The 6585-nt window shown below is 66.6% G+C and carries 8 protein-coding genes; 6 read left to right on the forward strand and 2 right to left on the reverse strand.

Features of this window, described 5'->3' with window-relative positions; all coding sequences use genetic code 11:
- The 6 genes from AC1DQP_RS14700 to AC1DQP_RS14725 form a co-directional block, all read left to right on the forward strand.
- The coding region (locus AC1DQP_RS14700; RefSeq protein WP_478051881.1) for a lytic transglycosylase domain-containing protein at positions 1-685 on the forward strand (685 nt) is incomplete at its 5' end.
- 182 nt (positions 686-867) lie between these two features.
- A complete protein-coding gene (gene petA, locus AC1DQP_RS14705) occupies positions 868-1488 on the forward strand; it encodes a ubiquinol-cytochrome c reductase iron-sulfur subunit (protein WP_256776202.1) in 621 nt (206 codons plus the stop codon).
- A gap of 2 nt (positions 1489-1490) precedes the next feature.
- Positions 1491-2750, forward strand: a complete 1260-nt coding sequence (locus tag AC1DQP_RS14710) for a cytochrome b (RefSeq protein WP_256776201.1) — start codon at positions 1491-1493, stop codon at positions 2748-2750.
- Between the two features lie 37 nt (positions 2751-2787).
- Positions 2788-3489 (forward strand): cytochrome c1, encoded by a 702-nt coding sequence (locus AC1DQP_RS14715; RefSeq protein WP_478051883.1) that lies wholly within the window; start codon positions 2788-2790, stop codon positions 3487-3489.
- Positions 3490-3649: 160 nt separating this feature from the next.
- Positions 3650-4285, forward strand: a complete 636-nt coding sequence (locus tag AC1DQP_RS14720; RefSeq protein WP_256776200.1) for a glutathione S-transferase N-terminal domain-containing protein — start codon at positions 3650-3652, stop codon at positions 4283-4285.
- A 138-nt stretch (positions 4286-4423) separates the two neighbouring features.
- Positions 4424-4867 (forward strand): ClpXP protease specificity-enhancing factor, encoded by a 444-nt coding sequence (locus AC1DQP_RS14725; RefSeq protein WP_312237405.1) that lies wholly within the window; start codon positions 4424-4426, stop codon positions 4865-4867.
- A gap of 62 nt (positions 4868-4929) precedes the next feature.
- On the opposite strand, the gene AC1DQP_RS14730 is transcribed toward AC1DQP_RS14725, so the two are convergent.
- Together AC1DQP_RS14730 and AC1DQP_RS14735 are read right to left on the reverse strand one after the other, a co-directional pair.
- Positions 4930-5286: a DUF3301 domain-containing protein gene (locus tag AC1DQP_RS14730; RefSeq protein ID WP_256776198.1), complete on the reverse strand. Its 357-nt coding sequence runs from the start codon at positions 5284-5286 to the stop codon at positions 4930-4932.
- A gap of 83 nt (positions 5287-5369) precedes the next feature.
- A complete protein-coding gene (locus AC1DQP_RS14735; RefSeq protein ID WP_478051882.1) occupies positions 5370-6440 on the reverse strand; it encodes a DUF2272 domain-containing protein in 1071 nt (356 codons plus the stop codon).
- Positions 6441-6585: the final 145 nt, after the last annotated feature.

The raw sequence follows: 6585 nt of genomic DNA on the forward strand, positions 1-6585 counted from the left end.
CGCCAACACCGGCACCGCCCTGACCGCCAGCGGCCCGGCGCCATCGGCCACGGTGCTCAGCGCGCCGTCGGCCCCGGCCGCGCGGGCCAACAAAGCCGGCCGCGTGGTGAGCGGGCAGGTCTACTCCTACATGAAGGACGGGGTGCGCCACTACACCAGCGCCCGCCCGGCGCAGTTGGCCAGCCTCGGCCCGGTGCGCACCATCCACTACACCTTCATCGAGCGCTGTTACGCCTGCGGGGCCAACCCCGGCGTGAACTTCGGCTCGGTGCGGCTCAACACCACCGCGTTCCAGAGCGAGATCACCGCCGCCGCGCGCGAGTTCGGGGTCGAGGAAGCCGTGGTCCGCGCGATCATCCACGCCGAATCGGCCTACAACCCGACCGCGCTCAGCCGCGCCGGCGCCCAGGGCCTGATGCAGCTGATGCCGCCCACCGCGCGCCGCTTCGGCGTTACCGACTCCTACGACGCCGCGCAGAACATCCGCGGCGGCGTGCAGTACCTGTCCTGGCTGCTCAAGCGCTTCAACGGCAACCTCACCCTGGCCGCCGCCGGTTACAACGCAGGCGAGGGTGCCGTGGATCGCCATGGTGGCGTACCGCCTTACAGTGAGACCCAGTACTACGTGAAGCGGGTGGCGCAGCTGGCCGAACGCTACCGTGGTGCGCAGGCCACCACCCAGTGAGCCGACGCGCCCATGGCGCTGGCTGGCCTCCATGCCGTAATGTCGTGTCGTAATGTCGTTCCGTAGTACCGCGTTGTGTGGCCGACTTCGGTTCAGCTACACTCGCGGCTGATTCAATGTGGACTGGCCCCCACCGGTCTGCTGGCAGCCTCAAGCTACCTAAATCAATATCGGAGTGCCGGATGGCCAACGATGGGGTAAACGATCCAGTCGATACTGGACGTCGACGATTCCTTTCAGCAACCACTGCGGTGGTCGGAGCGGTCGGCGTCGGATTTGCAGCAGTGCCGTTCATCAAGTCCTGGAATCCCAGCGCCCGCGCCAAGCTGGCCGGTGCTCCGGTGATTGCCGATATCAGCGCACTCCAGGAAGGCCAGCGACTGGTCATGGAATGGCGTGGACAGCCGATCTGGATCGTCAAGCGCTCCAAGGCGATCCTGGACGCGCTGCACGGCCTGGATGATCGGCTCAAGGATCCCGAATCCGGGGTCAAGGACCAGCAGCCGGCCTACGTGCTCAAGCAGAATCCCGAATTCCGCGCGATCAAGTCCGAGGTCTCGGTCCTGGTCGGGCTGTGCACCCACCTGGGCTGTTCGCCGGAGATGGTCGCCGAGATCCGCCCCGAGCCGTACGACCCCCAGTGGAAGGGCGGGTACTTCTGCCCCTGCCACAAGTCGCGCTTCGACATGTCCGGTCGCGTGTTCAAGGATGTCCCGGCGCCGATCAACCTGCTGGTGCCGCCGCACCATTACCAGGACGACAACACCATCATCATCGGCGTTGACCCGCAGGGGGCGGCTTGACCATGGCCAACATCCTTTCCCGCACCGCCACCGGCGTCGCCGACTGGGTCAACACGCGCGCCCCCGGCCTGATGCCGGTCTACCGCAAGCACGTGACCGAGTACTACGCGCCGAAGAACTTCAACATCTGGTACTACTTCGGTTCGTTGGCGCTGCTGATCCTGGTCAACCAGATCGTGACCGGCATCTTCCTCACGATGCACTACAAGACCGATGCGGCCGAAGCGTTCGCCTCCGTCGAGTACATCATGCGTGACGTGGAGTGGGGCTGGCTGATCCGCTACATGCACTCCACCGGGGCCTCGCTGTTCTTCATCGTGGTCTACCTGCACATGTTCCGCGGGCTGTTGTATGGCAGCTACCAGAAACCGCGCGAGCTGGTGTGGATCCTGGGCATGCTGATCTACCTGGTGCTGATGGCCGAAGCCTTCATGGGCTATGTGCTGCCGTGGGGGCAGATGTCGTTCTGGGGCGCGAAGGTGATCATCTCGCTGTTCGGCGCGATTCCGGTGATCGGTACCGGGCTGACCGAATGGATCATGGGGGATTACCTGCCCAGCGACGCCACCCTCAACCGCTTCTTCGCCCTGCACGTGATCGCCCTGCCGCTGGTGCTGTTGCTGCTGGTGGTGCTGCATCTGGGCGCGCTGCACGAAGTCGGCTCGAACAACCCCGACGGCGTGGAAATCAAGAAGGGTCCCAAGGGCAACCGCTGGTCGGCCACMGCGCCCACCGACGGCATCCCGTTCCATCCCTACTACACGCTCAAGGACGGGGTGGGCGCCGGGTTCCTGCTGATCATCGCCGCCTTCATCATCTTCTTCGCCCCGGCCTTCGGCGGCCTGTTCCTGGAACACGACAACTTCACCGAGGCCAATCGCCTGGTCACGCCCGAGCACATCAAGCCGGTCTGGTACTACACCCCGTACTACGCGATGTTGCGGGTGGTGCCCAACAAGCTCGGTGGCGTGCTGGTGATGTTCTCGGCCATCGCGATCCTGTTCCTGGTGCCGTGGCTGGACCGCGCGCGGGTCAAGTCCTACCGCTACCGCGGCTGGCTCTCGCGCGGCCTGCTCGGCGTGTTCGCGGTGTGCTTCGTCTGGCTCGGTGTGATCGGCTCCGGCCCCGGCACCGACGCACATGAAACCTACGTGGGCCGCGTATTGACCTTCCTGTACTTCGCCTTCTTCATCACCATGCCGCTATGGACCAGGCTGGACAGGACCAAACCGGTACCGGATCGGGTGACCACGCATGACTGACCACTGGATTGTCCGGCTGGCCTGCGCGGCCGCCTTGATGCTGGCCAGCAGCCTGGCCGGCGCCGCCGAAGGCGGCACCACCCTGCAGGCCGGCAACGACCTCGGCGACCGCGCCTCGCTGCAGCGCGGCGCGCAGCTGTACATGAACTACTGCTCCGGCTGCCATGCGCTGAAGTACCTGCGCTACTCGCGGATGGCGGCCGACCTGGGCCTGAGCGAAGAAGAGGTCATGACCAACCTCAACTTCACCGGCACCCCGATCGGCGAGCAGATCCCGGTAAGCATGCCCAAGGCCCAGGCCGAGAAATGGTTCGGCAAGATGCCGCCGGACCTCAGCCTGATCGCCCGGGTGCGAGGTAGTGACTGGGTCTATACCTACCTCAAGTCGTTCTACCTCGATCCGTCCCGGCCGCTGGGCTGGAACAACCGACTTTTCCCCAATGCCTCCATGCCCAACCCGCTATGGGAGATGCAGGGCCTGYAGCACGCGATACACGGCAAGCCGGAAAGCCCGGGGGCAGACGCGCCGGTGGTCGGGCTGAAGATCGAACAGCCGGGCAACGTGAGCGCTGCCGAGTACGACCAGACGGTGCGCGATATCACCAACTTCCTGGAGTACGCCGGCGAACCGGCCGCGCTCAAGCGCCAGAAGCTCGGCGTGTGGGTGATCCTGTTCCTTGCGCTGCTCACCTTCCTGGCGTACCTGCTCAAGAAGGAATACTGGAAGGACGTGCACTGAGCGCCATCCCGCCGCCGAGCATCGATCGATCCGATCAGGGGTCGATCGGCCTATTGGCTTTTGTGATGGGCAGTTGCACACTCGGGTACTGTGACGACCGCTGGCAATGGGCTGGCGGCGCCGATACGACCGGCGGTTACCGGACGTTGGAGAGCCTTTGATGGCGGCGAGCGTACGCATGCGGAACACCCTGACGCTGTTTTCCTCGAACGACGATGTCCTGTGCCATCGCGTGCGCCTGGTATTGGCGGCCAAGGGCGTGAGCTACGACTTCGTCCCGGTCGACCCGCAGAATCCGCCCGAGGATCTGATCGACCTCAACCCGTACCATTCCGTGCCCACCCTGGTGGAGCGCGAGCTTGTGCTGTACGCGGCCTCGGTGGTCAGCGAATACCTGGACGAACGTTACCCGCACCCGCCGCTGATGCCGGTCGATCCGCTGTCGCGCGCGCGCATCCGTCTGGCGATGCTGCGCATCGAACACGACTGGGTGCCGCAGGTGCAGGCCATCCAGCTCGGCAACAAGACCCAGGCAGAGGCCGGGCGCAAGCGCCTGAAGGAACTGCTGACCAGCGCGGTGCCGCTGTTCAAGGCCAGCAAGTTCTTCCTCAACCCGGAAATGAGCCTGGCCGATTGCGCGATGGCACCGATCGTGTGGCGGCTGCAGTCGCTGGACGTGCCGCTGCCCAAGGATGGCAAGTCGATCGAGGATTACGGCAACCGGATCTTCCGCCACCCGGGCTTCATCCGCAGCCTGACCGACCAGGAAAAAAAGCTGCGCGATCTGCCCAGCTGAGCCCGGCCCGCCGGTGCAGCTGACTGCATCGGCGCTTTACGTTCGGCGCGCGGGTGCTGACCGGCGCCGGTGCGGGCGCGTACACTTGCCACTGCGCAATCGGATCCCTGCAGCCGAGCACGGCTCGGCTCTACCCCCATGACAGAAGACACTTTCCGCATGACCAGCCACCGTCCGTACCTGTTGCGGGCACTGGTGGAATGGATCAACGACAACGACCTGACGCCGCACATCCTGGTGGACGCCGGCATGCCCGGCGTGCAGGTGCCGCAGAGCGCGGTCAAGGACGGCAGGGTGGTGTTGAACATCGCCGAACGTGCCGTCGTACGCCTGCATATCGACAATGACAGCGTGAGCTTCTCGGCCCGCTTCTCCGGGACCAGTTATCCGGTGCAGGTGCCGATTTCGGCCGTGCTGGCGGTGTATGCCCGCGAGACGGGGCAGGGCATGGCCCTGCCCGATGACATCCCCGGCCACGATCCCGGCCCGGACGACGAGCTGCCGCCCGACGACAGCCCGACCCCGCCGGACGACGCGCCGCCCAAGCCGAGCGGCCGCCCGCATCTGCGCGTAGTCAAATAAAGCACCCGTGGCCGCCGCAAGGCGGCCATTTTTGTTGGGGGCGCCTACGCAGGGTCGGCTGCTCAGACGTCCTCGGCGCCGCCGGTATCCACGCCGCGCCGGATCTCGCTGATCCGCGCCGCCGACGGTCCCACGAACGCCACCAGCTCATCGCCACGCAGCACCATGCGGCCCGTGTGGCGGTCCACGCCATCGTGCGAGTACTCGAACTTGAAGGTGCGCTCCCAGCCCAGCCAGCCGTTGGGCTTGCGGCATACGCGCAGGCCGGTGCCGTGCACGCTCTGGTCCAGCCATTGCACATCGGCGGCACGGCAGGCGTTGCGGCCCAGCTCGCCGGCACGCTCGGCGGCCGCACGCGAGGCGTTCCAAAACGCGTAGGCGAACGCACCGGCAATCATCAACAGGATCAAACTGGGCATCGGTGACTCGGTGCGGTCAGGGAGGTCGAACCTCCAAGATGGCGACGAACGCGGCGCGGATCAAGCCTTGCGCGTGGTACGCGCTAGGAGGTCTGCGGCGACTGCACCGGGGGCGTCGTTGCCGGTGCTGGCGGCGTCGGCGCCGGTGGCAGCGCGCGCGCGCCGGGGTGGGGCGACGCCGGCGGCGGCGTTGGTGTTCCCTGCGGAACCCATGGCGGTGCCGACGTGCCTGCCGGGTCCGGTGGCGGCATCGGCGCCATCGACGGCGCGGTGGCCACCAGCTTCAGCAGGGCAGCCCAGTCCTGGCGGTTGAAGCTGCATTCTTCCTCGCGGCCGGGTGTGCAGCCCGGGTCCACCCCGTCGCTGGTGCTCGCCTTGGCCGGCGGCAGCTCGATCCGGCCGCTACGGTCCAGGTCAAGCTTGCGCATCGCCACCGTGTTCATCACATTGCCGCCGATCAGGTACAGGGTGCGATCACCGCCCATGTTGGCAGCGATCACCACCTCGCAATGCGATTTCCAATGCGTCACCGCGCCGCTGCCCAGCGACTGCACCAGGCCGCTGTAGCTCAAGGTTTCGCGCCGATCGCGGAGGTAGCACAGCAGGTCACCGGGCGCCGGTTTTTCCTGCGTCGGATCGGCCATCCGATACGGTCCGCTGTTCTGGTAGGCCGCACGGATGTAGTCGATGTGGCGCGGCGAGCGGGTGAAGCCGGGCACGCTGGCGCGGGTCATGACCCAGGAAATGAAGGCGGCCGACCACGGGTTGTCGACCAGAAACGCCCGGCAGTCGCTGTCGGTGTAGCGCGTCCCCGGCGGGGCCATGCAGCTCGACGCGCCCGGCTGGCTGCCCATCGGCGACAACGTGCCGCTCTGCCGCCAGTAACCGACCACCCGCTGCCAGGCAACCAGACCATTGTCGGCCAGGTGGACGTCCTCGGCTTCGGTCACGCTCAGGCTCGCCGCACGGCCATCGCGATCGATGAACGGCCGATACCACAGGCGATGCTCGTTGCAGGCGGTGTTGACGATGCTCACCGCCAACGGGCTCAACCCGAATCGCGGCGGGATATCGCAGACCTCGGCGGCGGACGCGGTGGCCGGCAGCAACGTCACCAGCGGCGACAGGCATGCAAGCAGGAGCAAGGGGCGCATGCGCGCTCTCCGGGGTGGGGGCAGGGCAAGCCTCGCAGACCCGGTCTGCCGGGGCCGTGAAAACAGCGAGGCAGATGCGCGCGTCCGCTGCGTCGTCGAGCGCCGAACCCTGGCGGCATGCCTGCGTGACCGCCGCGTCGCGCAC

Source organism: Stenotrophomonas sp. P5_A8, assembly GCF_056400545.1.